Source organism: Streptomyces sp. NPDC051576 (assembly GCF_040681835.1).
Taxonomy (GTDB): Bacteria; Actinomycetota; Actinomycetes; order Streptomycetales; family Streptomycetaceae; genus Streptomyces.
The window spans coordinates 216,797-243,647 of sequence record NZ_JBFAZO010000007.1 but is presented as its reverse complement, the minus strand read 5'-3'; the positions used below and the strand labels follow the sequence as shown (position 1 = coordinate 243,647).

General features: G+C 69.2%; 21 protein-coding genes. 6 read left to right on the top strand and 15 right to left on the bottom strand.

Features of this window, described 5'->3' with window-relative positions; genetic code table 11:
- Positions 1-5: 5 nt before the first annotated feature.
- The 5 genes from AB0M63_RS24330 to AB0M63_RS24310 form a co-directional block, all read right to left on the bottom strand.
- Positions 6-1,661 (bottom strand): thiamine pyrophosphate-binding protein, encoded by a 1,656-nt coding sequence (locus AB0M63_RS24330; RefSeq protein WP_366020855.1) that lies wholly within the window; start codon positions 1,659-1,661, stop codon positions 6-8.
- Positions 1,658-2,728: an amidohydrolase family protein gene (locus AB0M63_RS24325; protein ID WP_366020854.1), complete on the bottom strand. Its 1,071-nt coding sequence runs from the start codon at positions 2,726-2,728 to the stop codon at positions 1,658-1,660. The genes AB0M63_RS24330 and AB0M63_RS24325 overlap by 4 nt, the downstream gene beginning before the upstream one ends.
- A gap of 81 nt (positions 2,729-2,809) precedes the next feature.
- On the bottom strand, positions 2,810-3,670 hold the full coding sequence (locus AB0M63_RS24320; RefSeq protein ID WP_366020852.1) for an aldolase/citrate lyase family protein: 861 nt from the start codon (positions 3,668-3,670) through the stop codon (positions 2,810-2,812).
- Positions 3,667-4,317 carry an SRPBCC domain-containing protein gene (locus tag AB0M63_RS24315; RefSeq protein WP_355924644.1) on the bottom strand — a complete coding sequence of 217 codons (651 nt, stop codon included), beginning with the start codon at positions 4,315-4,317 and terminating at the stop codon, positions 3,667-3,669. Before AB0M63_RS24315 ends, AB0M63_RS24320 begins: the two co-directional genes overlap by 4 nt.
- Positions 4,318-4,423: 106 nt before the next feature.
- On the bottom strand, positions 4,424-5,218 hold the full coding sequence (locus tag AB0M63_RS24310; protein ID WP_355924642.1) for an ABC transporter ATP-binding protein: 795 nt from the start codon (positions 5,216-5,218) through the stop codon (positions 4,424-4,426).
- Between the two features lie 475 nt (positions 5,219-5,693).
- Between AB0M63_RS24310 and AB0M63_RS24305 the strand changes: the two genes are divergently transcribed.
- Entirely contained in the window at positions 5,694-6,380 is a 687-nt protein-coding gene (locus AB0M63_RS24305) for a GntR family transcriptional regulator (RefSeq protein WP_355924640.1), read from the top strand.
- Positions 6,381-6,484: 104 nt separating this feature from the next.
- On the opposite strand, the gene AB0M63_RS24300 is transcribed toward AB0M63_RS24305, so the two are convergent.
- From AB0M63_RS24300 to AB0M63_RS24285, 4 genes are all read right to left on the bottom strand, one after another.
- The gene (locus tag AB0M63_RS24300) at positions 6,485-7,510 is read right to left on the bottom strand and encodes an amidohydrolase family protein (RefSeq protein WP_366020851.1); all 1,026 of its coding nucleotides are present in this window, start codon (positions 7,508-7,510) and stop codon (positions 6,485-6,487) included.
- 164 nt (positions 7,511-7,674) lie between these two features.
- Positions 7,675-8,979: a C4-dicarboxylate transporter DctA gene (gene dctA / locus AB0M63_RS24295; RefSeq protein WP_366020850.1), complete on the bottom strand. Its 1,305-nt coding sequence runs from the start codon at positions 8,977-8,979 to the stop codon at positions 7,675-7,677.
- A 75-nt stretch (positions 8,980-9,054) separates the two neighbouring features.
- Complete coding sequence (locus AB0M63_RS24290; RefSeq protein ID WP_366020849.1) at positions 9,055-9,951, bottom strand: hypothetical protein; 897 nt, start codon at positions 9,949-9,951, stop codon at positions 9,055-9,057.
- Positions 9,944-10,810 (bottom strand): amidohydrolase family protein, encoded by an 867-nt coding sequence (locus AB0M63_RS24285; RefSeq protein WP_366020848.1) that lies wholly within the window; start codon positions 10,808-10,810, stop codon positions 9,944-9,946. Before AB0M63_RS24285 ends, AB0M63_RS24290 begins: the two co-directional genes overlap by 8 nt.
- Positions 10,811-11,211: 401 nt before the next feature.
- Here AB0M63_RS24285 and AB0M63_RS24280 point away from each other — a divergent pair, with 401 nt between their 5' ends.
- Positions 11,212-12,948, top strand: a complete 1,737-nt coding sequence (locus AB0M63_RS24280) for a carboxylesterase family protein (RefSeq protein ID WP_366020847.1) — start codon at positions 11,212-11,214, stop codon at positions 12,946-12,948.
- A gap of 29 nt (positions 12,949-12,977) precedes the next feature.
- On the opposite strand, the gene AB0M63_RS24275 is transcribed toward AB0M63_RS24280, so the two are convergent.
- Both AB0M63_RS24275 and AB0M63_RS24270 read right to left on the bottom strand, forming a co-directional pair.
- On the bottom strand, positions 12,978-13,649 hold the full coding sequence (locus AB0M63_RS24275) for a GntR family transcriptional regulator (RefSeq protein ID WP_355924345.1): 672 nt from the start codon (positions 13,647-13,649) through the stop codon (positions 12,978-12,980).
- 147 nt (positions 13,650-13,796) lie between these two features.
- Complete coding sequence (locus AB0M63_RS24270; protein ID WP_366020846.1) at positions 13,797-14,732, bottom strand: hypothetical protein; 936 nt, start codon at positions 14,730-14,732, stop codon at positions 13,797-13,799.
- 355 nt (positions 14,733-15,087) lie between these two features.
- Here AB0M63_RS24270 and AB0M63_RS24265 point away from each other — a divergent pair, with 355 nt between their 5' ends.
- The 3 genes from AB0M63_RS24265 (at position 15,088) to AB0M63_RS24255 (ending at position 17,606) form a co-directional block, all read left to right on the top strand.
- Positions 15,088-15,462, top strand: coding sequence for a hypothetical protein (locus AB0M63_RS24265; RefSeq protein ID WP_355924341.1), 375 nt, complete (start codon positions 15,088-15,090; stop codon positions 15,460-15,462).
- Positions 15,463-15,669: 207 nt separating this feature from the next.
- Positions 15,670-16,047: a metalloregulator ArsR/SmtB family transcription factor gene (locus AB0M63_RS24260; RefSeq protein WP_355924339.1), complete on the top strand. Its 378-nt coding sequence runs from the start codon at positions 15,670-15,672 to the stop codon at positions 16,045-16,047.
- A 95-nt stretch (positions 16,048-16,142) separates the two neighbouring features.
- On the top strand, positions 16,143-17,606 hold the full coding sequence (locus tag AB0M63_RS24255; RefSeq protein WP_366020845.1) for a hypothetical protein: 1,464 nt from the start codon (positions 16,143-16,145) through the stop codon (positions 17,604-17,606).
- A gap of 89 nt (positions 17,607-17,695) precedes the next feature.
- On the opposite strand, the gene AB0M63_RS24250 is transcribed toward AB0M63_RS24255, so the two are convergent.
- Both AB0M63_RS24250 and AB0M63_RS24245 read right to left on the bottom strand, forming a co-directional pair.
- Complete coding sequence (locus AB0M63_RS24250) at positions 17,696-20,488, bottom strand: LamG-like jellyroll fold domain-containing protein (protein ID WP_366020844.1); 2,793 nt, start codon at positions 20,486-20,488, stop codon at positions 17,696-17,698.
- Positions 20,489-20,599: 111 nt separating this feature from the next.
- The gene (locus AB0M63_RS24245) at positions 20,600-22,096 is read right to left on the bottom strand and encodes an arabinofuranosidase catalytic domain-containing protein (protein WP_355924333.1); all 1,497 of its coding nucleotides are present in this window, start codon (positions 22,094-22,096) and stop codon (positions 20,600-20,602) included.
- A 395-nt stretch (positions 22,097-22,491) separates the two neighbouring features.
- Here AB0M63_RS24245 and AB0M63_RS24240 point away from each other — a divergent pair, with 395 nt between their 5' ends.
- Positions 22,492-23,535: a LacI family DNA-binding transcriptional regulator gene (locus tag AB0M63_RS24240; RefSeq protein ID WP_355924331.1), complete on the top strand. Its 1,044-nt coding sequence runs from the start codon at positions 22,492-22,494 to the stop codon at positions 23,533-23,535.
- Here the strand turns inward: AB0M63_RS24240 and AB0M63_RS24235 are convergent.
- Together AB0M63_RS24235 and AB0M63_RS24230 are read right to left on the bottom strand one after the other, a co-directional pair.
- A complete protein-coding gene (locus AB0M63_RS24235) occupies positions 23,471-24,502 on the bottom strand; it encodes an alpha/beta hydrolase (RefSeq protein ID WP_366020843.1) in 1,032 nt (343 codons plus the stop codon). The genes AB0M63_RS24240 and AB0M63_RS24235 overlap by 65 nt on opposite strands.
- Positions 24,499-26,820 (bottom strand): glycoside hydrolase family 78 protein, encoded by a 2,322-nt coding sequence (locus AB0M63_RS24230; RefSeq protein ID WP_366020842.1) that lies wholly within the window; start codon positions 26,818-26,820, stop codon positions 24,499-24,501. Before AB0M63_RS24230 ends, AB0M63_RS24235 begins: the two co-directional genes overlap by 4 nt.
- Between the last annotated feature and the right edge of the window lie 31 nt (positions 26,821-26,851).

Here is a 26,851-nt window from a genome sequence, read left to right as displayed (position 1 = left end):
GGCGCTCACACGTCCTCGCCGTACTGGATGCGGCGGTACGGCGTGCTCAGCACCTCACGGGTGATGCGGACGTCGATCACGGTCGGCCGGGGGGAGCGCACGTACTCCGCGAGTGCGTCGCGCAGCTCCTGCGGGGTGCGGACCGTCGCCCCGCCGCCGCCCAACGCCTGGGCCACCGCGCCGAGTTCGGGTGTGGAGATGGTCGCCAGTTCCGGGTCGAGGCCCTTCGCCCGCGCCTTGTGGTACTCGGCGCCCAGGCCCTGGTCGTTCATCACGACGACCAGCAGCGGCACGTCGTAGCGGCACGCCGTCTCGAACTCGGACAGGTGCATGAGGAAGCTGGCGTCGCCCTCGACCACGAAACCGGGCCGGTTGCCCTGCGCGATCAACTGGCCGAGGGCGATCAGCGGGGCCTGTCCGATGGCGCCGAACATGCCGTAGTTGGAGAGCACGTCGCGCGAGCGCTGGAAGAGCATGGTGCCGAAGTCGGTCTGGTGTCCGCTGCCCAGCACCAGCCCCATCTCGCCCGGGAGTTCGTGGTCGAGGATCCAGATCGCCTCGCGCGGATCCAGCCGTCCGGGCTCGTTCACGTATTCCGCCGGCGGCTGGAGCCGGGCGGTCAGGTGCTGCCGTACGGCGTCGGTGTGGAAGCCCTCCAGGCGGACCGACCGCTCCCGAAGGACCCGGGTCAGTTCGGTGACGGCGGTGACCGCGTCGGCCTGGAGATAGCGGTCGGCGATCCTGCCGTTGCCCATCACCAGGTGCGGTGCGGTGTCGATCTGGATGTACTTGGCCTCGGGATAGAGGTAGCCGCTCTCGATGGTGTAGTGGTTCAGGCTGGCGCCGACCGCGATCACGCAGTCGGCGTCCTGGAGCAGTTCCATCGACGTCTTGTCGCCGAACAGACCCGACAGACCGACGTGGAAGTCGGTGCGGTCGCACAGCCAGTTCTTCGCCTGGAGCGTGGTGGCGAGCAGGGCGCCGGTCTGTTCCTGGAGAGCGAGGATCTGCTCGCCCGCGTCCGCCCCGCGTGCGCCGCGCCCCGCGATGATCACCACGCGCTTGGCGTTCTGGACCAGGTCGCACGCCGCCTCGACGTCGACCGGGTCGGGCAGCAGCCGTGAGGTGCGGATCAGGGCGGTGGAGGGGACGTACTCCTCGTCGTAGTCGTCGAGTTCGGCGATCTGCACGTCGAAAGGCGCGCTGATCATGACCGGCTTGGACTCGGTTCGGGCCAGGTAGAACGCCTGCCGTACGGCCTCCTGGGCGTTCTCCGGCCGGGTGACGTGGATGAACTCGCACTCGATCGCCGCGGCGAAGCGGCGCTGGTCCAGGTACTGGGTGGCGCCCTCGTCACCGAGCGGGGTCTCACCGCAGAAGGCGACCAGGGGAGTGCCCGCCCGGCTGGCCACGATCATCGAGGTGGCCAACTGCGAGACGCCGGGACCGCTGGTCGTGGTGAGCACGCCGGGCCGGCCCGCACCACGGGCCCAGCCGTCCGCCATGCCGAGGCCCGAGCCCTCGTGCCGCACCTCGTACAGGCGCACCCCGCGGTCGGCGAGCGCGGCCATCCAGTGCATGTTGGCGTCGCCCATCATGCCGAAGACGTCGGTGGTGCCTTCCTTGACGAACGCCTCGGCGAGCGCTTCGTAGACCTTCACTTCTGGGACTCCTTCACGTTCGCCGCGGCCGTCGACCGCGCCTTGAGGACACCGTCGATCCGGGAGAAGACCCGCAGCGCGTTGCCTCCGTAGACCGCCTGCCGGTCGGTGTCGCCCAGGCTGTCGATGGAGTCGAGGGTGTGTTTCGTGTCGTCGAACCGACGCCCGGTCTCCGGGTCCACGCTGCGGACGGCGCCGATCATCTCCGAGGCGAACAGGACGTTTTGCGCGGGGATGATGTCCAGCAGCAGTTCCATGCCGCGCTTGTGGTACACGCAGGTGTCGAAGTAGACGTTGCGCAGGATCGACTCCTCCAGCGGCGGCCGGCCGCGGTCGATCATCATTCCCCGGTAGCGGCCCCAGTGGTACGGGACGGCACCGCCGCCGTGCGGCAGGATCAGCCTCAGGGTCGGGAAGTCCTTGAACAGGTCCGACTCGCACAGTTGCATGAAGGCCGCGGTGTCCCCGGCCAGGTAGTGGGCGCAGGTGCCCTGCAGCGCCGGGTTCCGCGACATCGCGACATGGATCATCGCGGGGACGTCGAGCTCGACCAGCTTCTCGTAGAGCGGGTAGTAGACGCGGTCGGTCAGCGGCGGGGCCTGGTAGTAGCCGTCCGAGGGGTCGGGGTTCAGCAGGCAGCCGACGAAGCCCAACTCCTCGACGCAGCGCTCCAGTTCGGCGACCGAGTTGCGGACCGAGGCGGCCAGCGCGTCGCCCGGCGACTGGGGGAGCTGGCACACGCCGACGAACCGGTCGGGGAACAGGGCGCACACCCGGGCGATCAGGTCGTTGCTGACCCGCGACCAGTCGAGACTGGTGCGCTCGTCGCCGTAGTGGTGGGCCATCTTGCCCGCGCCCGGCGAGAAGACGGTCAGGTCGGTGCCCCGCTCGATCTGGAGCTTCAACTGCCCGTTCTCGATGGCGCCGCGGATCTCGTCGTCGGTGATGTGCAGTTCGTCGGGTGAGACGCGGGCGCCCGACTCCTCGAACGCCTTGATCTGCCGCTCGCGCCACTTGCCCAGCGCGGGGGGCGCCGTGGTGAAGTGACCATGGCAGTCGATGATCATGAGTTGCTCCGAGACGTGTGTAGCGGTGGTGGCATGGCGTACGCCCGAGGCGGCGGTGCGCGGCCGGTCGGGCGGGCGCTGTCAGCCGCGGCCGGTCAGTTCGCGGGCCCGGTCCAGGCCGGGATAGGTGCGCACCGGCGCCGACATCAGGAACCGGTATCCGTCGTCGATGACCTGCTTGACGTTGGCGGCCGTGACATGGGGGTGGCCCACGGCGACCCCGCGCTCACCGCAGATGTCGAGGATCCGGCGCTTGCACTCCAGGACCCGAGGGTGTTCGTACTGGCGGGGGAATCCCAGTTCCTGGCTCATGTCGCCCTCGCCGATGAGGATCAGCCCGATCCCCGGGACCTGGTCGAGGATGTCCGGCAGGTTCCTGATGCCGAGCTGGTCCTCGATCATCAGGCCGACGAGGATCTCCCCGTCCGGGTCGAGCGGCCAGACATCCGCCCTGGCGTAGTACTCGATGTTCGAGATGCCCCAGTAGCGGGTGGCCGCGTGCGGGCCGTCCCCGCGCAGGCCCGCGGGTTCGTAGCGCGGTGCGTCGGGCAGCCGGGGGTATCGGCAGGCTGCGACGGCGTTACGGGCCTCCTCCACGGTGGAGATGTGTGGCCACACGACACCGAACGCGCCCAGATCGAGGGCCTGTTTGGCGTGCCACTGGGCCTTCTCCGCCCCGTTGGCGGGGATGCGGACGATCGGGGTGAGGGCCGGGGCGAGGGTCTCCGCCTCGAAGATCTGACGTCGGCTCAGCAGGTACTGGAAGCTGTCCTTGAGGGCGTTGATGTCCCAGGGCTTGTGTTCCATCTCGAACACGACGGCGTCGTAGGCCGAGTTGCTCAACTCGATCGCGGACGCCGGGTCCGCAGCCGAGAAGGTCGCGAAGACGTGCTGTCCCGCCGCGAGGGCGCCGATCACCTTGTTGTACCTGGTGGTTGTCATCGCCGACCTCCCTGGCCGAGAGCCTCACTGGACGTGTTCACCGGGTGGCCCGGCGTCTGCGGCGGCCCGCCCCTGCGCCGGGCCCGTCGACCGGACCACCAGGCGCGCAGGCGGGCCAGCAGGCCGGCCGGGCGCGTCGGGGCGGCGCCCGCGTCGACGGCTTCCGCCGGTCCGCCGGCGTCGGCGGGAACGGGGGTTCCCGCGCACAGCGCGACGAGTTCGGCGGTGAACTCCACCGTCATCCGGGAGACGACCATCCCCGCGCCCGACTCGATCAGCTTGGCGAGCTTGCCGTTGAGTTTGATCTCGCCGTCGCAGAAGACCAGTGAGCTGTCGGGAGCCGGTCCCTCCGCGACCCGGAAGGTGGCTTCGGCGGTGAAGCGGGTGGCGCGCTGACCGTCCGCGCCACGTGCGGTCAGACGGCCCTCGCGCGTGGTCTCGTCCAGTTCCAGGGCGACCCGTGCGGCGAACTTGACCCGGAGACCGCCGAATCTGACAGCCAGCGTTCCGTCGAAGGACCCGTCGTCGTGCGAGGCCCCCAGTTCAGCGCCGCCGATGCAGGACACGACGGCTGAGGGATCCGAGATGACCTCCCAGACGCGTTCGGGAGGGCTCGGTACGGCGATCTCTTCCTTGATCGATATCAAAGTCGTGAACCTTACTCAGCGAGGGCATGACGGCATGACGCTCTGGCGGTCCGGGGGAGCGGACCCCGGTGGGGGAGGGGTTGTCGAGGCGGCCGGATCGGGCGGGCTACGCGGCGGGCTTCCGCTCGGCGGAGAAGAGACCCCAGAGGTCGTTGTAGAGCTCCGAGAACTCGGGTGACTCGACCAACGAGCCGATCTGGCGCGGGCGTTCGAAGGGGACGGGCAGCACACGGCGGACCGTGCCGGGGCCCTTCGACATCACGATGACCTCGTCGGCGAGGTAGATGGCCTCGTTGAGATCGTGCGTGACGAAGATCAGGGTCCCGTTCTGCTCCCGCCAGATGTTGAGCAGTTCCTGCTGGAGTTCGAGCCGGGTGATGGCGTCGAGCGGCCCGAACGGTTCGTCCATCAGCACGATGGACGGTTCGTAGATCAGCGCACGCGCGATCGCGCAGCGCTTCTGCATCCCGCCGGACAGCTCCCGGGGATAGTGGTTCTCGAACCCGGTCAGCCCGACGAGGTCCACCCATCGCGCGACGCGTTCCTCGCGCTCGTCCTTGGCGACCTTGCGGAACTTCAGCGCCAGACCGATGTTGGCCTTGACGCTCAGCCAGGGCAGCAGATGCGAGTGCTGGGTCACGTACGCGGCATCGGAGTTGACGCCGGTGACCTGCTCGCCGGCGTAGTGGACCGCGCCCTCGGTGGGGGTGAGCAGTCCGGCGGCGAGATTGAGGATGGTGCTCTTGCCGCATCCGCTGGGCCCGATCACGGCGACGACCTTGCCGCGATCGACCTTGAGCGACACGTTCTCGATCGCCGGCTGATGTGTGCCGGGGAACTGAAGGGTGACGTCGTCGAGACGGAGTGCCTCCGGGTGGAGGGTTCGCTGGCTGGTCGACATGGCTGTCTCCTCGGCTCCCGCACGGCGAAGAGACGGAATGGGAGCCGTGCGCTCGTGCCGGTGGGTGGCGTTGATGGTGACGGTGGGACGGGCTGCTGACCGTGGTGACTTGTGCCTCGAAAGGGGCGGCCGGGTTCGGCCGGATCTTTCCGGTGAGACAGCCTCGGCGACACCGCGCGCTTTCGAGATTGTCCGACAAGCGGTGATGCGAACGTAACACCGTCGACTTCTACGGACAAGGATGCTGCGGAAAAACATCCTGTGCATGTGCTCGGAGCCCTGTACTCGCTCATGATTGTTGGACAAAGGCGGGTTCCGAGTCTCGTCCGGCCCTCAGCCGCGGGTGGCCCGAAGCCATGCCTTACGGTCTGAGATGTCGCCGCGCCGACCACCGGCACGCGGGAGGACGCGAGTTCGGCCGCCAGCGATACTGCTGGACAGACGCCAGCACCTCTCCCGAGCCACAGGTGATCATGTGAACTCGCAGCACCTCGACGACACGGCCGACAAGAGCCCGTCGACGCGGCACAGCCAGGCCTACGAGGGCCTGCGCTCCCTCCTGCAGTCGGGAGGCTTCGCACCGGGTACCCGCCTCACCGAAGCGGACCTGACCCAGCGGTTCGGCGTCTCGCGCAGCACCATGCGGGCCGTGCTGGTGCAACTGGCGCAGGAGGGCTATGTCACCAGTGAGGTCAACAGGGGAGTCCGTACAAGGGACTTCACGGTCGAGGAGGCCCTGGACATCCTGGAGGCGCGGGAGACGCTCGAATCCGCGCTGGCGGGCAAAGCCGCCGAACGCGCGACAGAGGAGGAGATCGAAGGGCTGCGCCGTACGCTCCAGTTCATGGCGGACTGCCAGGCCGGCGGCGATCAGGCGGGATACTCCCAGGGCAACCGGACCTTCCACCAGCAGGTCAAGCACGCGGCCCATCAGCAGACGCTGGCCCGCGCCTACGACACGCTGCTCTACTCCCTCGTCATGAGGCAGTACCGCGACCTCACAGTGCCGCATCCGCGCACCGGGTCGCTTGAGGAACACCAGGCCATCTTCCTGGCGATCCTCACCCGCAACCATGACGCGGCCGTCGCCGCGATGCGCCATCACGTGGGCGCCGCCCGCCGAGCACTGTTGTTGCGGTCCACGCAGGACGCGGTCGAGTGACCGAAGTGCGGCTCGCGGGTGACGCACGGGGGCTCCCCCGAGCGGCTCCGCCGGCGGACTTGGACCGGGAGCCGCCCGGAAACCGGGGTGGCCATCGAGGCCGGTCAGCGGCCCTGGCGTTTGAGCAGGGTGTCGAGGCGGGGGTAGACGGTGCGGGCGTTGTGTTCCTGTACCGCGGCCAGGTCGTGTGCGGGGAGTCCTGCTGCCTCGGCGTAGCGGCGGGTGTCGTCGAAGTGGTGGCCGGTGCAGGGGTCGATGTCCCGAACCGCGCCGATCATTTCCGAGGCGAAGAGGATGTTGCGGGTGGGGATGACCTCGTAGAGGAGGTCGGAGCCGGGCTGGTGGTAGACGCAGGTGTCGAAGTAGACGTTGTCCAGGACGTGTTGCTCCAGCGGAGGCTTCCCGAGGGCCATGGCGAGGCCGCGGAAGCGGCCCCAGTGGTAGGGGACGGCTCCGCCGCCGTGCGGGATCACCAGGCGCAGGGTGGGGAAGTCGGTGAACAGGTCGCCCTGGACGAGTTGCATGAAGGCGGTGGTGTCGGCGTTGAGGTAGTGGGCGCCGGTGGTGTGGAAGGCGGGGTTGACGCTGGTGCTGACGTGGATCATGGCGGGGATGTCGTACTCGGCCATTTTCTCGTAGAGGGGGTACCAGGAGCGGTCGGTGAGCGGTGGGGCGGTCCAGTGGCCGCCGGAGGGGTCGGGGTTGAGGTTGAGGGCGACGGCGCCGAAGTCCTCCACGCAGCGGGTGAGTTCGGGTATGCAGGTGGCGGGGTCGGCGCCGGGTGACTGGGGGAGCATCGCGGCGGGGGCGAACCGCTTGGGGTAGAGCTGGCTGATGCGGTGGCAGAGTTCGTTGCAGATGGCCGCCCAGGTGGACGAGGTCTGGAAGTCGCCGATGTGGTGCGCCATGAACGAGGCGCGGGGGGAGAAGACGGTCAGGTCGATGCCGCGTTCGTCCATCAGCCGGAGTTGGTTGGGCTCGATGGTCTCTCTGAGCTCGTCGTCGCTGATGCGCAGGTCCGCGCGGGCGGGGATGGCCGACGGGTCGGTGAGGGCGGCGATCTGCCGGTCCCGCCAGGTCGCCAGTGCGGGTGGTGCGGTCGTGTAGTGACCGTGACAGTCGATGATCATTGGTTCTCCCTCTCGCGGAAGTCTCGTGGGCGCTCGGCACTGCTGGGCGACAGACGGTGGCACGCCCGTGGCAGGCCATCCGCTCCATTATTGTCGACGATATTGTCAGAGATCTTTGTCTGGAGGGATGCCTGCGTCCGTCTCCCGTGCGGTGCTGGTCCGCGTCAGGCGGCTGTCTGGTAGCCGGCGTCCAGTTCCGCGTGGAGCTGCTCCCGGTCGATGGCGTTCTCCCATTTGCCGACCACGAGGGTCGCCACGCAGTTGCCGGCGACATTGGTGAAGACGAAGGCGGCCGACAGGATGCTGTGGATGCCCAGCACCAGGGCGATGCTGTCCACCGGGATCTTGTGTGTCGCGCTCAGGGTCAGTGCCAGCACGGCGATCGCGGATCCCGACACCCCAGCGCCGCCCTTGGACGTGAGCAGCAGGACGAGCAGGAGGCCGAGCTGTGCCTGCCATCCCAGATCGCTGCCCGTGGCCTGCGCGAGAAAGACGCTGACCGCGGCGAAGTACAGACACGTCCCGTCGTGGTTGAAGCTGTACGCGGTGGGAAGCACCAGACCGACCACGGGCTCGTCCACCCCAAGTCTCTTGAGCTTGGAGGTGAGTTGCGGGAAGACGCTCTCCGACGAACTGGTGCCGAGTACGAGGAACAGCTCCGCGCGGAAGTACCGCAGCAGCTTGAACAGGCTGATGCCCGCATACCGCGACACCGGCCACAGGACCAGGACGAAGAAGAGCAGGACGATCAGATAGAAGACGCCGATCAGTTTGCCGAGCGAAGTCAGAGTGCCCAGACCGTACTTGGAGACGGTGAAGGCGATGGCGCCGAAGGCCGCGAGCGGTGCGATGCGCATGACCTTGCGGATGATCCAGAACAGCGTCTGCTGGACGCTGCCGACGATGTCCAGCACGGGCTGCGCCTTGTCGCCGAGGGATGCCAGTCCGCAGGCGAACAGCACGGAGAACACCAGGACTTGAAGGATGTCTCCTTCGGCGAACGCCTGCACGGCGGAGGTGGGCACCAGGCTGACGAGGAAGTCGTCGAAGCCTTCCGACTTGGCGGGAGAGGTGTTCGTCGCCGCGTGCAGTGACGACGGGTCCACGTGCATACCCGCTCCCGGGCGGAGCACGTTGACCACGACGAGCCCGATGACGAGGGCGATGGTCGTGATCACCTCGAAGTACACCAGCGCACGCACCGCGATACGGCCGACCTTGCCGAGGTCACGGACGCCGGCGATGCCGTGGGTGACGGTGCAGAAGATGATGAGGCCGACGACCATCTGGATCAGGTGGATGAAGATGTCGCCGAGGAACTGAAGGTGGTGTCCGACGGACGGGGCGAAATTGCCCACGATGACGCCCAGTGCCACTCCGGCGAGCACCTGGAAGGCGAGGTCTTTGTAGAAGCGGCGGGGCGGTTGGACCGGTTGTACGGGTGCGGCCGTGGTGGTTGCTTCACTCATCGTCGTTTCCAGTTTCTTCGTTGAAAGACTGGCGGGGAGCAGCGGTCGGGGGAGTGTTGGCTGTGGAACCGGCGTTCAGTCGGCGTCGCTGCCGAGAACGTTCCTCGCCGGTTCGAAGACCTCCTCCGGTGTGAGTTTTCTGGGCAGCAGTCCCTGTTCCAGACAGGCCGCCACGATGTGTTCGATCGGCTCACGCAGGCGGTCGAAGCCGAAGAGGGTCGGGTACGGCCGGTCGTCCGGGCGCTCGACGGCCGCGTCGGCCCTGAGCAGAAGGCCGTATGCCTCGCGGACCGCCCGCGGATCCCGGCGGCAGACCGACGCACCGGCCACGACCATGTGGTTGACGGGCATGTATCCGTGTTGCTGCCACCACTGCTCGTCGCGTGTGTCGGCGTCAGGGACGACGCGCACGAACTCCTCACCCCGGGGGAGGTCGTTGCCGAGTATCGCGGCGTCGATCCGCCCCTCGCGCAGCATGTCGGGCAGGGAGGCTCCGCCGCTCCCTCGCGCGACGAAGTCGGGGTCCGTGTACTGGGCCACGTGGGGTTCGTCGTGGGTGATCCAGTGGATGTCGTCCGCCGCCAGACCGAAGTCCTCGGCGAGGTGGGCGCGTACCCACATGCCCGTGGTCTGGGTGTACGCACGCACCCCGACGTGTGCGCCGCCCAGTTGTGCCGGGGTGACCGGTCGGGTGGCGTGCGCGATGAGGCAGCCGCGCTGGAAGCGGGCGGCCACCACGGCCGGGAGCAGGACCACGGGAGCGCCGTAGGCGATGGCCTGCAAGGCGGTCACGACGGCCAACTCGCTGAGGTCGTAGGCCTCTTGGCGCACCATGGGCCCGAAGGCCCGATGGACCGGCGCGATGTCGGTGAACGACAGGGTGACGTGCTCGGCACGGATCTCGCCGCTCTTCAGCTGCGCGGTGTGCGGGTGGTCGGCGAGGACGGTGCGCAGAACGGTGGGCTCAGGCACGGGCTTCGCCCGTCGTCGCGAGGGACGGATAGAACGCGAGGGCCGTACCGCCGAGGACCGACCTCAGGTCGGGGTCGGAGAGACCGGACAGCGCGCTCCGGGCCTCGTCGAGGATGTCGGCCAGAGTCCCTTCCGCCGCAGGGAAGTTGGAGCCCCAGGCGATGCGTCCGGCGCCGTACGAGGCGATCAGGTCCGTCAGGAAGGCCTGAGTTGTGGACCTGCCCGCTCGGGAGGCCTCCAGGGCGCGGTGCGTGAGTTTCAGGTGGACACCGGGGTGGACCGCCAACTCGAAGAGCTCTGACGACAGTTGGTAGGGGTGGCCGTCGGACAGGTCGGGGCGTGCGCAGTGGTCGAGCAGGACCCGTACCCGGGGAAAGCGTTCCAGCAGGTTCCGCAGGGCGGGCAGACCCTGGATCGTCATCTGCAGACACACGGGGATGTCGTGCTCCTCCGCGTAGGCCCACGCGGGATACGAGCGTTCATGTCCCAGCCAGTCCGCCTGACCGGGCATCGTGGTCCCGGTGGTGAACAGCCGGAAGCCGGACAGCCCCTGGTCCTGCCACTTCTTGATCTCCGCTACGGCGTCGTCGGCCAGGGCGTCGATCGAGTAGACCCCGACGAACCGGTCGGGGTGGGAGCGGACCGCTTCGGCGACGTACCGGTTGTCGTGGCCGTAGACCGTGGACGCCTGCACCACCACGGCCCGTGCGATTCCCGCCTCGTCGAGTGCGTGCAGCAGGCCGTCGATGTCCACGGGGTGGGCCTGTGACCACGTGGACTGGCGCCCCCCGACAGGGGCGTGGGGGTATCGCGTGGTGTCGGGTGAGATGACGTGGGTGTGGGTGTCCACGATCTCCATCAGGCCTCCCAGGGTGCTCGGATCGGTGTCGGTCGCTCGGCATGACCGAAGCCGCACACCGACTGAAGTCCAGGCCTTCAGGATTGTCAACAATTTTATCCAATGATTTTTGCGGCTATGGGTCCAGTGGAGGCCGGGGGTGTATCCCCGGCGCGATGGTGCTCGCGTCGGCATTGTCGGACAATCTGGAGCGCTGGTTCGGGATGAGGACCTGGAAAGCTCAGGTAGGAGCTGCCGACTTCTTGTGGGTGCCATGCGGCGGTGTTACGTTTTCCAGCGTCATTCGTCGGACAATCCGAGTGACCTGCTGGGTTCACGCCGCCCTGTTCGAGCCGCCGCCCGTGTCTTCCCGTCGCGAGCCGCCGTGCACCCGGCCAACCATCCGGAGATCGGAGAACCGTATGCACTTCCCGGATCACCCCGCCCCTTCCGGGGGCGACAGCCAGGCGTGGGACCGCCGGGGCTTTCTCGGCCGGACGGCCGGCCTCGCCGCCGGAACCGCCGCCCTCGCCGCCTTCGCGGCCGAACCCGCTTCCGCGGCCGAACCCGCCTCCGCCGCTGCCTCCTCGGCGAGCACACCGGTGAGAACCGAATCCGGCCTGGTGTCGGGCATCCCCGCCGCGCTGCCGGGTGTCACCGTCTACCGGGGACTTCCCTTCGCCGCCTCGACCGCGGGAAAGAACCGCTGGCGTCCGCCCCGGCCCGCGCCCTCCTGGAAGGGAATACGCGTGGCGGACACCTTCGGGGACGCGCCCCCGCAGGCGGGCACCGGGTTCACCATGAGCGAGGACTGCCTCAACCTGAACGTGTGGACCTCCGCGACGAGAGCCGGGGAGCGACGCCCGGTGTACGTCTGGCTGTACGGCGGAGGCTTCTCCGGAGGCAGGGGCTCCGACCCCCTGTTCGACGGGTCGACGCTGGCGAGCAAGGGCGTCGTCGTCGTGACCGTCAACTACCGCCTCGGCGCCCTCGGGTTTCTCGCCACACCCGAGTTGAGCCGCGAGTCCGGTCACGGCGCCTCGGGGAACTACGGCCTGCTGGACCAGATCGCCGCACTGCGCTGGGTGCGACGCAACATCGAGGCGTTCGGCGGCGACCCCGACCGGGTCACCCTCGGCGGCCAGTCCGCCGGAGCGGGTTCCACGGACCTGCTGGCTCTCTCACCGCTGGCCAAAGGACTCTTCCACCGGGCCATCGCCCAGAGCCAGGTGCGCTACCCGCGTGATCCGGAGCTGCGCTATCTGGGCACGTCCTGGCGGAAGAAGGCCACCGCCGAGAGCCAGGGTGTCGCCTATGCCGCCTCGCACGGCGCGACCACCCTGGCGGAGATGCGCGCACTGCCCTGGCAGGAGCTGACGGACGCCGCGACCCTGAAGGACACCACGGTGGACACCGGCACGGTCGCCGAGCCACCGCTGTTCCGCCCCGTCGTGGACGGCTGGGTGATCCCGGCCGGCTACGACGCCACATACAGTCGGCGGGCCCAGAACGACGTCTGGTACCTGGCCGGCAACAACCTCGACGAGAGCGGAGCGGTGCCGGAGACCGCCTTCGACTACTGGCGGTCGGCCGGCTACCCGGACCGCCCCGGCGCCCCGCCCGTGCATGTCACGCTCGACGACTACACGAGTGCCGCCCGCCGGAAGTTCGGCACGCTGGCCGACGAGTTCCTGACCCTCTACCCGGCCGGTACGGACGACGAGGCGGCGCTCGCGAGCAATGACGCCGTGCGTGACAACTCCCGTGTGTCCGCCTACCTGTGGGCCGGGGAATGGAGCCGGGGCACGCACCTGCCCGTGCACACCTACTTCTGGACCCACCGTCCGCCGGGGCCGGACCACGACATCCGCGGGGCCTACCACGGCTCGGAGATCGCCTACTTCTTCGGCAGCCTCTACCCGGCGGACCAGGGCTGGACCAGTACCGATCACGAAATCGCCGACACCATGACGTCCTACGTCGCCAACTACATCGCCGAGGGCGATCCCAACGGTCCGGGGCTGCCGACGTGGCACGCCTATGCCCGGAACTCTCCGACCGTGATGGAGGTGGGCGAGCACTACGGTCCGATACCGGTCGCCTCCGCCGTCAAACTCGACTTCTGGAAGCGGTACTTCGCCACCCAGGACGCCTGGTAGCAGAGGAGGAGGGAAGAGCCCGTGTCATCTCACGGGCTCGACGCAGCGGGCGTCCCGGTCGTGCGCAACTCATCGATCACGCTGGCCAGTTGAGCCTCGGCGGCCGCTTCGGCGGCGCCGGGGTCACCGGCGACGACGGCGTCGATGATGGCCAGGAGCTGGGGCAGCGACTGCTGCGGACGCCCCGGCCGCAGCGCGAGGCGGAACTGGAAGCGCACCATCTGCGTGTTGAGACGCTCCAGTTGACGCTTGGCGACCACCTGGCCGCTGAAGTCGATGATGAGGTCGTGCAGCCTGCGGTTGAGCATCGAGTAGGTCTCGGCGGCGTCCTCCGCGACCGCCGCGCTCAACTGCCGCCCCACCTCGATGAGTTCGGCACGCTGGGCCTCACTCGCGTGCGTCGCCGCCCTGCGCGCGCACACCCGCTCCAGCGCGGAGCGGCACTCGGTGATCTGGATGGCCTCCTCGATCGAGATCAGCCTGACCCGCGCCCCGCGGTTGCGCACGATCTCCACCAGGTCGTCGGAGGCGAGGTCCACCAGCGCTTCGCGTACGGAACTCCGTGTCACCCCGAGCTCGTCGGCCAGGTCCTGAACCACCAGCCGCTGCCCCGGCACAAGGTGTCCGCTCCGCAGGGCGTCGCGGATGTAGGTGCTCACGTGGCTCCGAGCGGCCGCCCCCTTGATGAGCGTGCTGGTCACCGGCTGTCGCTCCCTCTCTCACACGCGGACGCCCGCCGCCGTGATCAACGGCTTTGGACCAGATCGCTGATTTTATCACCGAAGATATTGTCAGCAATTTTTGTTGACAGTTGCAATGAGAGGCCGACTGCCGCCCCCGTAAGCGGTTCACCGCCGCAGGGGCGCGCCGAGGTGTTCCAGAAGCAGCCCTTCGCGGGTGGACCAGGGGCAGATCTCGACGGTTCCGGTCCCGCAGGTTTCCATCAGGGTCTGCGCGATCAGGGCTCCGGCCAGGGATTGTTCGGCGCGGTGACGTGAGATGCCCGGCAGTTGGCTGCGGCGGGACGGCTTCGCCCCGGCCAGCAGGGTGACCGAAGAGCGCAGGTGAGGCAGGGCCAACTGCCGCCCGGCCCGTGGCGCCTTGCCCCGTGCCGCGGCGAGCCGGGCAAGCTGTTCGAAGGTTTTGGAGCAGGCCAGCACCCGCATGCCCGGCTCGGCGAGCGGCAGGCCGGGAACGGCTTCCAGGGACCGGCGCAGATGCTTGCGGATCTCGGTCAGGCGGCGTGGGGACGGCGCGGTGTTCCCGGGCAGCCAGTCCCGGGTGATCCTGCGCGCGCCCAGCGGCAGCGAGTGCACCGCGTCGGGCTGGTCCCCGGTGCCCGATGCGATCTCCAGGGTGCCGCCGCCGATGTCCAGCACGAGCAGCGGGCCGGCCGCCGGACCGGCCCACTGGCGGGCGGCCACGTAGGCCAGCCGCGCCTCCTCCTCGCCGGTCAGCACGCGCAGGCGGGTGCCGGTGGTGCGTGCCACCCGCGCGATGATCGCGTCGCGGTTGGGGGCGTCCCGGATGACGGAGGTGGCGAACGCGAACACCTCCGGTCCGTTCGGACGGGGGTTCGCGGCGACGGCCTCTGCCACCGCCCGCTCGACGCTCTCCACGCCGGCCCGCTCCAGCCGTCCCTTGCGGTCGAGGGTCTCGTGCAGACTCAGCCGCACCTTTCGGGAGAAAACGGGCTCCAGTACCGCGCCCGGACGCCGCCGTACGACCGTCAACAGAGCGCTGTGGCAGCCGACGTCGAGCACACCTGCCTGCCGCACCAGCATGCCTCCCCTGCTCCCGTGATCGACCGGACCGGCTTCCGGCCCAACGGGCAACTATATCGGCACCGCTTGTTCACCCTCTGATCCGTCTCCGGAGCAGCGGGGCGACGGCCGGGTCCCTGCCGACGCCGACCGTGCGTGGACAGCCGGACGGCCCGCGCCGGGCGATGCGTCAACTTTCGTACCAGGAAGGGCAGTTGTAGCCCCTGAACAGATCCTGTCGGGTCGTTGTCCGATCGTCCCGGGTCAGTCTCGGAGAGATTCTCCGCGGGGGAGGGCCGCGTGCGTACGGTCCGGACGTCGAGGCGGGTCGGCAGTACCTGCCCGCCGCAGTCAACGGAACACAAGGGGAGGCATCGTGGCGAGTGTGGAAGTGTCGCTGAAGGAGATGATGGCCGGCGTCGAGGGGGCGTTGGGGGCGGCGGTCGTCGACTACACCAGCGGGATGGCGCTGGGCACGCTGGGCGGCAGCAAGAGTCTGGACCTGACGGTCGCCGCGGCCGGCAACACGGATGTGATCCGGGCCAAGGTGCGCACCATGGAACAGCTGGGCCTCAAGGGCCAGATCGAGGACATCCTGATCACGCTGGACAGTCAGTACCACCTGATCCGTCTGATCACCGGCCGCGACGGCAACGGCCTGTTCCTGTACCTCGTACTCGACAAGGCCCGTTCGAACCTGGCCATGGCCCGCCACCAACTCAAACGCGTCGAGGGAGCGATCGAGATCTAGCCCGTCCCCGCAGACCGGAACCACGTCTGCCCCTGATGTGAAGACTTCTTCAACTCGCCATATCCGCAAGGTCACAAGGTGTGGTCGTGCGGGGACCGAGGCGTGAAGGATCGGCATCCGAGGGCGGCCTGTGATGTGGCGGCACTCCCGGGTGCCGCCACATCCCGGCGGCCGCGGTCCCACCCACCCGGCAAGGAGCGAGCGTCCATGCAGGTCCCCCTCTACCAGGTCAAGGCAGACTTCTTCCGCATGCTCGGCCACCCCGTCCGCATCAGGGTCCTGGAACTCCTCCAGCACGGTCCGGTGTCCGTACGGGACCTGCTCGCCGACATCGAGATCGAACCCTCCAGCCTGTCGCAGCAACTGGCCGTCCTGCGACGTTCCGGGATCGTCGTGTCCACCCGGGAGGGCTCCACCGTCCGCTACGCACTCGCCGGGGGAGACGTCGCCGAGCTCCTGCGCGCCGCCCGCCGTATCCTCACCGAACTCCTCACCGGCCAGAACCAGATCCTCGCCGAACTCCAACAGGCCGACGCCCCACCGCAACCGCTGACCACACCGGGCCGGGGCGGGCGAACACTATGAACGCAATGATCGACGGGTAGTCCCCTCACACGGCGGTTCCTAACATCACGGTGCGCAGGGCAATTTCGCACAGCGAATCCACAGGAGCCGCTCCCGTGAACACACTTGACACCCCCGTACCCGAACGCCGACGGCTCCCGGCCCGCCGCCACCGTCCGGCCGTGCTGGCCGCCGGCCTCGCCGTGGCCCTTCTCGGCACGCTGGGCAACACCCCCGAGCCCCGGACGCAGACCGCGCGGCCCGCCGTCGCCGACTGCCCGCCCGACCTGGCCGGGAAGGCGACGTGTTACACGGGCCAGGACGCGAACGGGGCCTACTACACGATGGCCGTTCCACTCCGCTGGAACGGATCCCTCGTCGTGCACGCGCACGGCGGCCCCGACCTCGGCGACTCCTCGGACCCGGCACGCAGCACCGACGATCTGGGGCGCTGGGCGGTGATGGTCGAGGAGGGGTATGCCTGGGCCGGCTCGTCCTACCGCCGCGGTGGCTACGGGACCCGGATGGCCGCCGCCGACACCGAGAGTGCGCGCGGACTGTTCGTCGCGGAGTTCGGCAAGCCGAAACGGACCTATGTCCACGGCCAGTCCTGGGGCGGCGACGTGGCCGCCAAGGTCGCCGAGACCTACGGCAGACGGCCCGGCGCCTATGACGGTGTGCTGCTGACGAGCGGTGTCCTGGGCGGCGGTTCGCGCGGCTACGACTACCGGGTCGACCTACGGGTGGTCTACCAGTACTACTGCCACAACCACCCCCGCCCGACCGAACCGCAGTACCCGCTGTGGCAGGGGCTGCGCGCCGACTCCACCATGACGAGCGGCGGACTCCGCACCCGCCTCCAGGAGTGCACCGGCTTCGCCTCCGCCCCCGCCGACCGGACCGCGCCGCAGCAGCGCAACCTCGACGACATCCTCGCCGTCACCCGTATCCCGGAACGCTCGCTGGAGTCACATCTGCGGTTCGCGACCTTCACGTTCCGCGACATCGTGTCGACCCGGCTCGGCGGCCGAAACCCCTTCAGCGACCGGGGTGTTCGGTACTCGGGCTCACACGACGACAAGGCACTCAACGCCGGCGTCGAGCGATTCTCGGCCGACCCGACCGCACGCCGCGACCTCTCCTACGACAGCGACCTGACCGGCAAGGTCTCCCTGCCCGTCCTCACCCTGCACGCGATCGACGACCCGACCGCCTTCGTCGAGCACGAGGCGGCCTACCGCGCCACCCTCCAGGGCGCCGGCCACGGCGGCAACCTCGTCCAGACCTTCACGACGGAGACCGAACACAGCGCGCTGAGCGACTCCGAGTACGCCAACTCCCTCGCGGCCCTGGACGCGTGGGTACGCCACGGCCACAAGCCGACCCCGCGTTCGGTCGCGGCCTCCTGCGCGGCCTTCGACCGGACCTACGCCGGCGGCTGCTTCTACGACCCCGACTTCCGGCCCGCGCCCTACGCCTCCCGGATCCGGCCCCGGCCGGGCGGACTCGTCTGGCCCGCCATGACCGCCGCACAGGAGCGGACATGGAGCCGGATCGACGGTGTGGGCATCGCGCCCTGACCTCCAGCTGAAAGCGGCCCTCGGAACCTCTGCCCGGACCGCCGGAAGGGCGGGACGACACCTGGTCGTCCCGCCCAACTACCGGCCCCCTAGAGGGAGTAGAGCGCCGAGATCTCCGTCGTGGTCAGCGCGCGCTTGTAGAAGTGCACGTCGTCCACCAGACCGTTGAGCTGGTCCACGGACTTCTGGTTCCACATGGCGCGGCCGATCTCCGTCAGGCCGGGAGCCGTCCAGGGGGTGGTGAAGGACGCCGTTCCGGCGAGGGTGCCGTTCACATAGAGCGACATCGTCTGGGCGGTGGCGTCATAGCTCGCGACCACCTGGTACCAGGTGCCGGCGGTCACCGTGGGACCGGTGATGGTCGTCGCGGCGGACGAGCCGGAGTCGGCGGCTCGGGTCGTGTACGCGAATTTGCCGCCCGCGAGTTGCAGATAGAACCCGCTCACGTAGTGACCGTCCGCCGACAGCACCGTCTGCGTCGTACTCGTAGAGGCGAACTTCACCCAGGCGGTGGCTGTGTAACTGGCGCCCGTGTCAACGGCGTTGGCGTTGACGTCGACCTCGGTGTTCCGGGTGCCGTCGAGGCTGACGGCCGAGGAACCGACCTTGCCGGTCGCCCAGGTCGCGTTGCCGTACAGGGTGCCCTGCCGGTCGCCCGAGACCGAGTCGTTGACGCTGGTGCCGCTCGCCTCGTCGAGCGCGTAGTAGGTGCTGGCGTCGGTGCCGAGGGCGAAGGCCCGGTTCTTGGAGATCGCCGAGGGGATGAACTGCACGTCGTCGACAGCCCCGTTGACGAAGTCGACCGCCGCGCTGTTCCACAGTGCGCGGCCGATGGCCGTGTGGCCGGTCGCCTTCCAGCCGGAGGAGAAGGACGCCGATCCCGCCAACAGCCCGTTCACGTAAAGGCTGATGGTGTGGGCGCTCGCGTCGTAGACGCCGACCATGTGGTACCAGGTCCCGGTGACGGCCGTCGCACCGGTCACCGAAGTGGCGGTGGCGCCGGTCGAGTCACTGGAGCGGACGGTGAACGCCAGCTTCCCGCCCGCGAGTTGGAGGTAGAAGGGGCTGATCTTCGTGCCGTCGATACTGGCGAAGGTCTGGTTCCCGGTGAGCGAGTTGAGCTTCACCCAGGCGGACACCGAATACGACGCGCTCGTGTCGAGCACCGTGTTCGGTACGTCTACGTAGCTGTTCGACGCCCCGGAGAGCGCGACCGCGTACGGGCTGGTCTTGCCCGTAGTCCAGGAGGCGCCGGCCTGGAGGGTGCCGGTGTTCGCGTGGTTGGTGACGTCGGGCGCCCGGGTGCCGGAGCCCTGGTAGAAGGCGTAGCGGGCGCCGTACTGCGCGGTCGGCAGGGTCGTGCCCGAGCCGTTGAAGGCGCCGATGCTCGGAGCCGCCGTGGCGGAGACCGTGTTGCCGAAGAAGTCGCTGCCGCCGTTGCCGGAGACCAGCACGCCGGCGCCGATGGCCGGTGAGCCGGTCAGCAGCTTGTACGCGTTCGCGGTGCTGCTGCCGGTCGAGGCCCCGCCGGGTGCCACCAGCAGCGGATCGGCCGTCACCTTCGCGGTGTCGGTCGGTTCGGAGCTGGGATGGTTGCCGTAGAAGAGGTTGTGCGTCCAGGTGCCGCTCGACGAGTAACCGCCCGTGCCCAGCTTGTAGATGAGGTTGTTCGAGAAGACGATGTTGTTGCCGGACGCGGTGCCCGAGGTGATGGGCGCGTTGTTGTCCGCGCTCTGGTAGACGGTGTTGTTGTAGATCTGCGTGGTTCCGGTGGTGGTGAGGCCGGTCAGCTTCGCGAAGACCGCGGTCTGGATGCCGTCGTTCTGGCTGATGTTGTAGCGCACGATCGACGAGGTGGCGCCGAAGGACGGCCGGCAGCAGAACTCCAGCGCGCCGCCCGCGTTGTCGTGCGTGTAGTTGTACTGCACGATCACACCGGTGTTGTCGTGGTCGATGTCGAAGCCGGTGCCGTCCTCGGCGATCTTCCCGTAGCGGCCCACCTCGTTGTACTGCCAGACACCGCCCGTGTTCAGGGCCATCCACATCGCGGCGCCGCCGTAGCGGTAGCCGGTGTCGGTGACGGTGTTGTACTGCACGGTCGGCGCGTCGCAGAACACGCAGACGATGCCGTTGCCGCCCACGTCGTTCAGGGTGTTGTTCTGCACGACGACGTTCGACGTCGAGGTGGAGTGCCCGTATCCGTTGTACGAGCCGATGTAGACCCCGCCGGCGTCCACCTTGTTCATGGTGTTGCCCTGGATGAGGATGCCGTCCCAGCCGTTGTCCGCGTACGAGTCGCTGAGGTTGAAGGAGATCCCCGCGTCCTTGCTCGGCTGGAGCATGGTGCCGTCCCAGTAGCCGAGGACGTCGTGCAGGTTCAGGTTGAGGATGCTGATCCCGCTCAGGATGCCGCTGGTGTCGTTCTCCACCAGGACACCGGCGCGGGCCGCCGCCGTGGTGGTGGTGTTGGTGACTTCGAGGTTCTGCACGGTCCAGTACTGCTGGTTGACGAGGTAGATCGCCGCGTCGACGCCACCGCCGTTGATGGCGGGTTTCGCGCCCGAGCCGTAATCGGAGATCACGATCGGGCTGCCGGACGCTCCCGATCCCAGCGGATGCAGTTGCCCCGTCCAGGAGCCGCCGTCCTGGAACAGGATCTGGTTGCCCGCCGCGAAGGTGGTGGCGTTGACGTTGGTGAGGGTCTTCCAGGCAGTGGCGGCGGTGCAGCCGTCGTTGGAGTCGCTGCCGGAGGCGGAGGAGATGTAGTAGGTGGTGCAGCCGGCGGCCTGGGCCGACGGGGCCGCGAGGGCCATGGAGGCGGTGACGAGGCAGAACGCCAGGATCGATATGACCAGGCGGAGTGCCGAGCGGGTTCTTCGCACAGCGGTATCCCTTTTCTGTCGAGCAGCACTGTTCGCAGGAGGCAGACCGGGGCGGCGGTGCCGCCCCGGTCGGAGGGGGGGTGGGTCAGAAGGGGCCGTCAGCGGGGTCGGTCAGGGGGCGATGTCCCACTGCTGGCAGGTGTTGTCGAGCTGCTGCCACTGGCGGACCGCGACGCCGTTGGCGGTGCCGCAGTTCTTCACGTCGATGGCCATGCCGTTGCCGACGTTGGTGATGGTGTAGTGGGTGCCGACGTGGGTCACGTCCCACTCCTGGCAGAGGTTGCCCAGCGAGGCCCACAGGTCCAGGGCCGTGCCGTTGCTCTGCGCGCAGTTCACGGAGTCGAGGGTGGTGCCGCTGTTGACGTTGGTGATCGTGTAGTGGCCGTTGCCCGCGCTGGTGAACTTCCACTGCTGGCAGGTGTTGCCGAGCGAGGCCCACTGGTCGATCGCGGTGCCGTTGGCCGTACCGCAGTTCACCGCGTCGAGAACCTTGCCGCTGTTGACGTTGGTCAGCCGGTAGGCCGTGCCGGCCACCGGGAAGGTCGCGGCCGGAGTGGTGTAGCCGACCGAAGTGACGTTGGCCTGCACGGCGTTGTCGGTCGCGTCGGTCGGATAGCCGGTCGTCATGACACCCTCGAAGAAGGAGCCGTCGGAGCCGTTGCTGTTGTCACCGCCGGTACCGAGGACGATGGCGCCCTCCTTCTGCATCGGGGTGTAGCCGCCGAGGTTGGGCAGCGCCCCGTTGTAGAAGGTGGTCAGCGAACCCGACTGCGCGTTCCCGCCCTTGAGGGCGTAGGTCGTCGTGCCGTTGTTCTTCAGCATGGCGGTGACGTACTCGCTGGAGATTCCGGTGTTGCCCGAGTAGGAGCCGTTCGCCCCGAAGAACAGGCCGTTCTCCAGGTCGGCCTCGACCCAGGGACCGGAACCGGTTCCGCTGCACGAGAACCAGCACTCGGTGCCGAAGTTGAGCGCGTCCATGTGTCCGTTGCCGGTGTCGTTGCCGGACGTCTCGGCGTTGCCGTAGTCGAAGCAGCAGCGGTTGTTCACATGATGGCCGGAGGCGACCATGTAGGTGCCCTCGGGGGCGCTGCCGGTGGCGATGCCCGTGGTGCTGTTGTCGCGGTAGCCGACACCGGGGGACACGAAGACGCCGTAGGCCGCGTGGCCGCCGACCGTGACCGGGAGGGCGTTGGCGATCGCGCCCACGTCCTGGCCGCCGTTGCCGCCCGGACCCTCGATGGTCAGGTCGTTGTGGTTCGAGGACTGGTCGTAGATCTTGGTGATCACGCAGGTCGTTCCCGAGCAGAAGGAGTCCTGCGCGGCGGCGTTCGCGTACCCCCCGGCGGCGAGCACGCCGATGTCCAGGGTGGTGGAGTCCGAGGCGCGCTTCACCTGGTAGAGGGCGCCGTTGTAGGTGGCGTAGAGCGCCCGGGTCGTGCTGTGCGCCGCGGCGCAGGGTGTCCCCGCGGTGGCGTAGATGTCGCACGGCAGGGACGAGGCGGCCTGGGCCGTGCCCGCGGCGCCGACGGCCCCGACCAGGATGCCGGCGAGCAGGGCGAGCACCGCGCCGACCCTCAGCGCGAACCCTTTGAGGTGTCTGCCTGTCACTGTGAACCTCTTCCGTCATGCGTTCTTCGCCGGCCCGGCAACGGGGGCCCGGGAGGCGGGAGCGGGGGAGCAGGAGGATTGTTAGCGCTAACAATTCAGGCTCTCGGACGGCCACTTGTCCGAGGTGCAAGGGGATGGGGGAGGGGAGCGGGAGTTGAGGGTGCGGCGGTCCGAAATCCGCTCTGGTCCGAGCGTTGTCTCCGACGGTCGGCCGGTCCTGCGACTCCGAATTTTTACGCCGGGGTGAACGGCAGGTCAACACTGCCGCATGGTCAAAAGTGTGGAAACAAAGGGCACATGCGACACGTTCCGGCGATCCGGGCCGAGGATGCGACCACCTTGACCTCACCCCATGTGTGCGCTAACAATCGTCCACGATGCGGAGGAGGCGGACCATGGACGGGGATCGTGCGCCGGTGATGGCGGATGTGGCCCGGATCGCGGGCGTCTCGCACCAGACCGTCTCGCGGGTCCTCAACGACCACCCGAACGTACGGCCCGTGACCCGGGACCGTGTGCTCGCCGCCGTCCGCGAACTCGGCTACCGCCCCAACGCCGCCGCCCGCAACCTGGCCACCCGCCGCACCCGCACCCTGGGCGTGGTCAGCTTCAACACCACGCTGTACGGCCCCGCTTGCATGCTCTACGGCATCGAGCAGGCGGCCAGGCAGCACGACTACTTCGTCACCGTGGCCGCCGTCGGCGCGCTCGACCGGCGTTCGGTACTGGACGCCGTCGACCGGCTCCGGGACCAGGGAGTCGAAGGGATCGTCGTCATCGCGCCGCAGACCGCCGCGGTCGGCGCGCTGGCCAACGTACCGTCGGACATGCCCCTGGTCGCGGTCGGCTGCGGCACCCACACGACGCTCGCCTCGGTCGCCGTGGACAACGAGGCCGGTGCCGAACTGGCCACCTCCTACCTCCTCGACCTCGGCCACCACACGGTCCACCACCTGGTCGGACCGCGCTCCTGGCTCGACGCACGGGAACGCGAGGCCGGCTGGCGCGGAACGCTGGAGAAGCGGGGCGCTCCCGTGCCGGCACCGCTGTCCGGCGGGGACTGGACGGCCCGCACCGGATACGAACTCGGTCGACGGATCGCCGCCGACCCCGATGTCACCGCCGTGTTCTGCGCCAACGACCACATGGCCCTCGGCCTGCTGCGGGCCCTGGAGAAGGCCGGGCGCCGGGTGCCCGAGGACATCAGCGTCGTCGGTTTCGACGACATGCCGGAGACCGAGTACTTCGGCCCGTCACTGACCACCGTCCACCAGGACTTCGACGAACTCGGCCGACGTGCCCTGCGGGCCCTGATCGAGATCGTCGGCGACCCCGACTCGGGCCTCCCGCCCGCCGACGAGACACCTCACATCGTCATCCAGCCCAGTCTGGTGGTACGGACCTCGGCGACCCGTCCCCGCCGGGCGGGAAGGCCGTAGGAGGCGAGGCGGGTGCGCGGCTTCCGGATGCCTCCCCTCCCAGGCCGGCGCGCAGTGCCTCGACCTGCTCGGCGAGCATCCTGCGGGTGACCGTGGCGTCGTTTCCCTGGTGCGAGCCGTGGAACGTGCCCGGGTGGAGGTGCAGTTCGGTGAGTACACCGGCCTGGGCGAGGCGCTGGGCGTAGGCGATGCCCTCGTCGCGGAGCGGGTCGAACTGGCAGACCGTGATGTACGTCGGCGGCAGTCCGGACAGGTCCTCGGCGCGGGCAGGGGCCGCGTAGCAGGGGACGTCGTCGCCGCCGCGAACACCCTCTCCCAGATAGTGGTCCCAACTCAGCTCCGCAGCGGGCAGGTTCCAGCCGGGGGTGTCGGCGTAAGCCAGCATCGACGGGGTGGCGAGCCGGTCGTCCAACTCGGGTGTGCACAGGAACTGGAAGCGGAGAGGCGGACCGCCCCGGTCCCGGGCCAGGAGAGTGACGGCCGCCGCCAGACCGCCGCCCGCGCTCTCCCCGAACACCGCCAACCGGTCGGAATCCAGGCCCAGTTCGGCCGCGTTCTTCGCCGCCCACACCAGGGCCGCGTAGCAGTCCTCGACCGCGGCCGGATAGCGGTGCTCGGGGGCCAGGCGGTACTCCACGGATACGACGACCACACCCGCCTCGGCGGCCAGGCGCCGGGCATCCGCGTCCGCCGCCGCGACACTGCCGAGGACGAACCCGCCACCATGGAGGAAGAGCAGACCGGGCAGATCGCCCTCCGGCTCGGCAGGGCGGTAGACGCGCACGGGAATCTGCGAGTCCGCCACGAGGACGTCGTCGTACACATCGAGCGCCACGGCGGGCTCGTACGGCGGCATGTGCGCGAGGGCGCGGGCCATGTTCGCCCGGGCCGCCCGGTGGTCCGCGAACGAGAACCGCGAGACGACCTCCAGGCGGCCCGCCAACTCGGGGTCTATGGGGTAGGTCATCGGCTCGTCGGCCTTCCTCGGTCGGCGGGGAACGGGCAGCGGAAGGTGTGCCGGCCGGGGCCGGTCTCCACGGGCCCGGTGCCCGGCAGGTGCACGGTGGCCGTCGTCGACTCCGGGATCAGGACCTCGACCCGCAGTTCACCGTCCGCCGTACGCCACTTGGTCTCGGCTCTGCCGTACGGCGTCTCGTGTGCCGCCTCCGCCCAGGTGAGGCCTCCGCCGGGGCGCGGGCGGATCAGGAGACGGCGGTAGCCGGGTTCGGCGGGGGCCAGGCCGGCGACCGTGCGGTGGAGCCAGTCGGCGACCGCGCCGGGGGCGTAGTGGTTGAAGGACGTCATGGGGCTGGGGTTGACGCTGCCGTCGGGGAGCAGGGCGTCCCAGCGCTCCCACACCGTGGTGGCGCCCATGTCCACCTGGTACAGCCAGGACGGGCAGGAGCGTTCGAGCAGCAGCCGGTAGGCGGTGTCGAGGTGCCCGGTGTCGGCGAGCGCGTCGCACACGAGCGGGGTGCCGAGGAATCCGGTGCCGATGCGATGGCCGCGCTCCGCGACCAGGGCCGCCAACTCCGCACCGGCCGCCGCTCGTTCGCTGTCGTCGTCGAGCAGCCGGAACACGAGGGCGAGGGCGTAGGCGGTCTGGGTCTGTTCGGTCAGACGGCCGCCACCGGCGTGGAAGCGGGCGCGGAAGGCCTCGCGGACGGCGTCGGCCAGTGTGTGGTAGCGGGTGGCGTCGTCCTTCTCTCCCAGTACCTCGGCGGCACGGGCCAGCAGGCGGGCGGAGTGGGCGAAGTAGGCGGTGGCGACCAGTTGGGAGGAGGTGGACGCCCGTGGGGGCATCGCCGGGGGTGCGGTGGGGTCGAGCCAGTCGCCGAACTGGAAGCCCTCGCCCCAGACATGACCGGGCCCGGCGACCTTGTCGATGGCGTCGACCCAGGCACGCATGGACGGGTACTGGGCGCGCAGCACCTCGGGGTCGCCGTAGCGCTCGTACAGCACCCAGGGGACGACCACGGTCGCGTCGCCCCAGCCCGCCATCGGCCGGTTCTCGCCGGGCGGTGGGGAGTTGGGGATGAGCAGGGGCACCTGGGGGCTCATCACGGGCGGGATGCCACGGGCGTCGGCGGCCTGCTCGGCGGTGAGGTCGCGCAGCCAGGAGCGCAGGAAGTCCCGGACGTCGTAGAGGTAGGCGGCGGTGGGCGCGAAGACCTGGACGTCGCCGGTCCAGCCGAGGCGCTCGTCGCGCTGCGGGCAGTCGGTGGGTACGTCGAGGAAGTTGCCGCGCATGCCCCACACCACGTTTTCGTGCAGCCGGTTCAGCGCGGGGTCGGAACAGGAGAACCAGCCGGTGCGGCGCAGGTCGCTGTGCAGGACGACGGCGGTGACGTCACCGGGCTTCAACTTGCCCGGCCAGCCGTCGAGTTCGGCGTAGCGGAAGCCGTGGAAGGTGAAGCGTGGCTCCCATTCCTCTTCCCCGCCGATCGGATCGCCGCGCAGGGTGTAGCGGTCGGTGGCCGCGGCACGGCCCAGGGAATGGGTGGAGAGCGTGCCGTTCTCCAGGAGTTCGGCGTGGCGCAGGGTGATCGTGTGCCCGGCCGGGCCACGGGTCCGGATGCGCAGCCGCCCCACCAGGTTCTGCCCGAAGTCGAGGAGCAGGCGCCCGGGTTCGGTCGTATCGACTGAGACCGGTTCGACGTACTCGATACGGCGGACCGGTGGACTGTCGGCCGGGAACAGTACGGAGGTGTCGAAGTCGGGGAGCAGGCGTGCCGGTTGCCATGCGGAGTCGTCGAAGTCCGGTCCGCTCCAGCCGAGTTGTTCCCGGCGGGCGTCGTACTCCTCGCCCTCGTACAGGCCGGCCGAGGTCACCGGGCCGTCGCTCGTGCGCCAGCCGGGGCCGGTGACGACGGTGTCGGTGGTGCCGTCGGTGTACTCGATGTGCAGCTCGGCGAGGAGGCCGGTGTGCGGGCCGTAGAGGTCGCGGGTGCCGCCGTTGAAGCCGAGCAGGCCGCGGTACCAGCCGTCCGCGAGATGTGCGCCCCAGGCGTTGGCGCCCGGGCGGAGCAGGGGAGTCACGTCGTGGACCTGGTAGCGGTGGCGGTGGTGGTAGCTGGTCCAGCCGGGGGTCAGCACGAGGTCGCCGACGGTCGTGCCGTTGAGTTCGAGTTCGTAGACGCCGAGCGCGGTGGCCAGCAGACGGGCCGACCGCACCTCTCGCCGTACGGTGAAATCGGTCCGGAGAAGGGCCGCGGGTGGTGCCGGGGTGTGGTGCTCCCGGAGTCGGGGACTGATGACCTGGGCGGTCCAACTGTGCTGTGGCATGGCGGAGTTCGCGGCCCTTCTCGGACGTAAC

Coding starts and splice junctions, on each gene's coding strand:
- AB0M63_RS24260 (WP_355924339.1), top strand. CDS start 15,670: ATGCAGGTCCCCCTCTACCAGGTCAAGGCAGACTTCTTCCGCATGCTC.
- AB0M63_RS24270 (WP_366020846.1), bottom strand. CDS start 14,732: ATGCTGGTGCGGCAGGCAGGTGTGCTCGACGTCGGCTGCCACAGCGCT.
- AB0M63_RS24240 (WP_355924331.1), top strand. CDS start 22,492: ATGGACGGGGATCGTGCGCCGGTGATGGCGGATGTGGCCCGGATCGCG.
- AB0M63_RS24285 (WP_366020848.1), bottom strand. CDS start 10,810: ATGGAGATCGTGGACACCCACACCCACGTCATCTCACCCGACACCACG.
- AB0M63_RS24325 (WP_366020854.1), bottom strand. CDS start 2,728: ATGATCATCGACTGCCATGGTCACTTCACCACGGCGCCCCCCGCGCTG.
- AB0M63_RS24300 (WP_366020851.1), bottom strand. CDS start 7,510: ATGATCATCGACTGTCACGGTCACTACACGACCGCACCACCCGCACTG.
- dctA (WP_366020850.1), bottom strand. CDS start 8,979: ATGAGTGAAGCAACCACCACGGCCGCACCCGTACAACCGGTCCAACCG.
- AB0M63_RS24310 (WP_355924642.1), bottom strand. CDS start 5,218: ATGTCGACCAGCCAGCGAACCCTCCACCCGGAGGCACTCCGTCTCGAC.
- AB0M63_RS24230 (WP_366020842.1), bottom strand. CDS start 26,820: ATGCCACAGCACAGTTGGACCGCCCAGGTCATCAGTCCCCGACTCCGG.
- AB0M63_RS24235 (WP_366020843.1), bottom strand. CDS start 24,502: ATGACCTACCCCATAGACCCCGAGTTGGCGGGCCGCCTGGAGGTCGTC.
- AB0M63_RS24320 (WP_366020852.1), bottom strand. CDS start 3,670: ATGACAACCACCAGGTACAACAAGGTGATCGGCGCCCTCGCGGCGGGA.
- AB0M63_RS24280 (WP_366020847.1), top strand. CDS start 11,212: ATGCACTTCCCGGATCACCCCGCCCCTTCCGGGGGCGACAGCCAGGCG.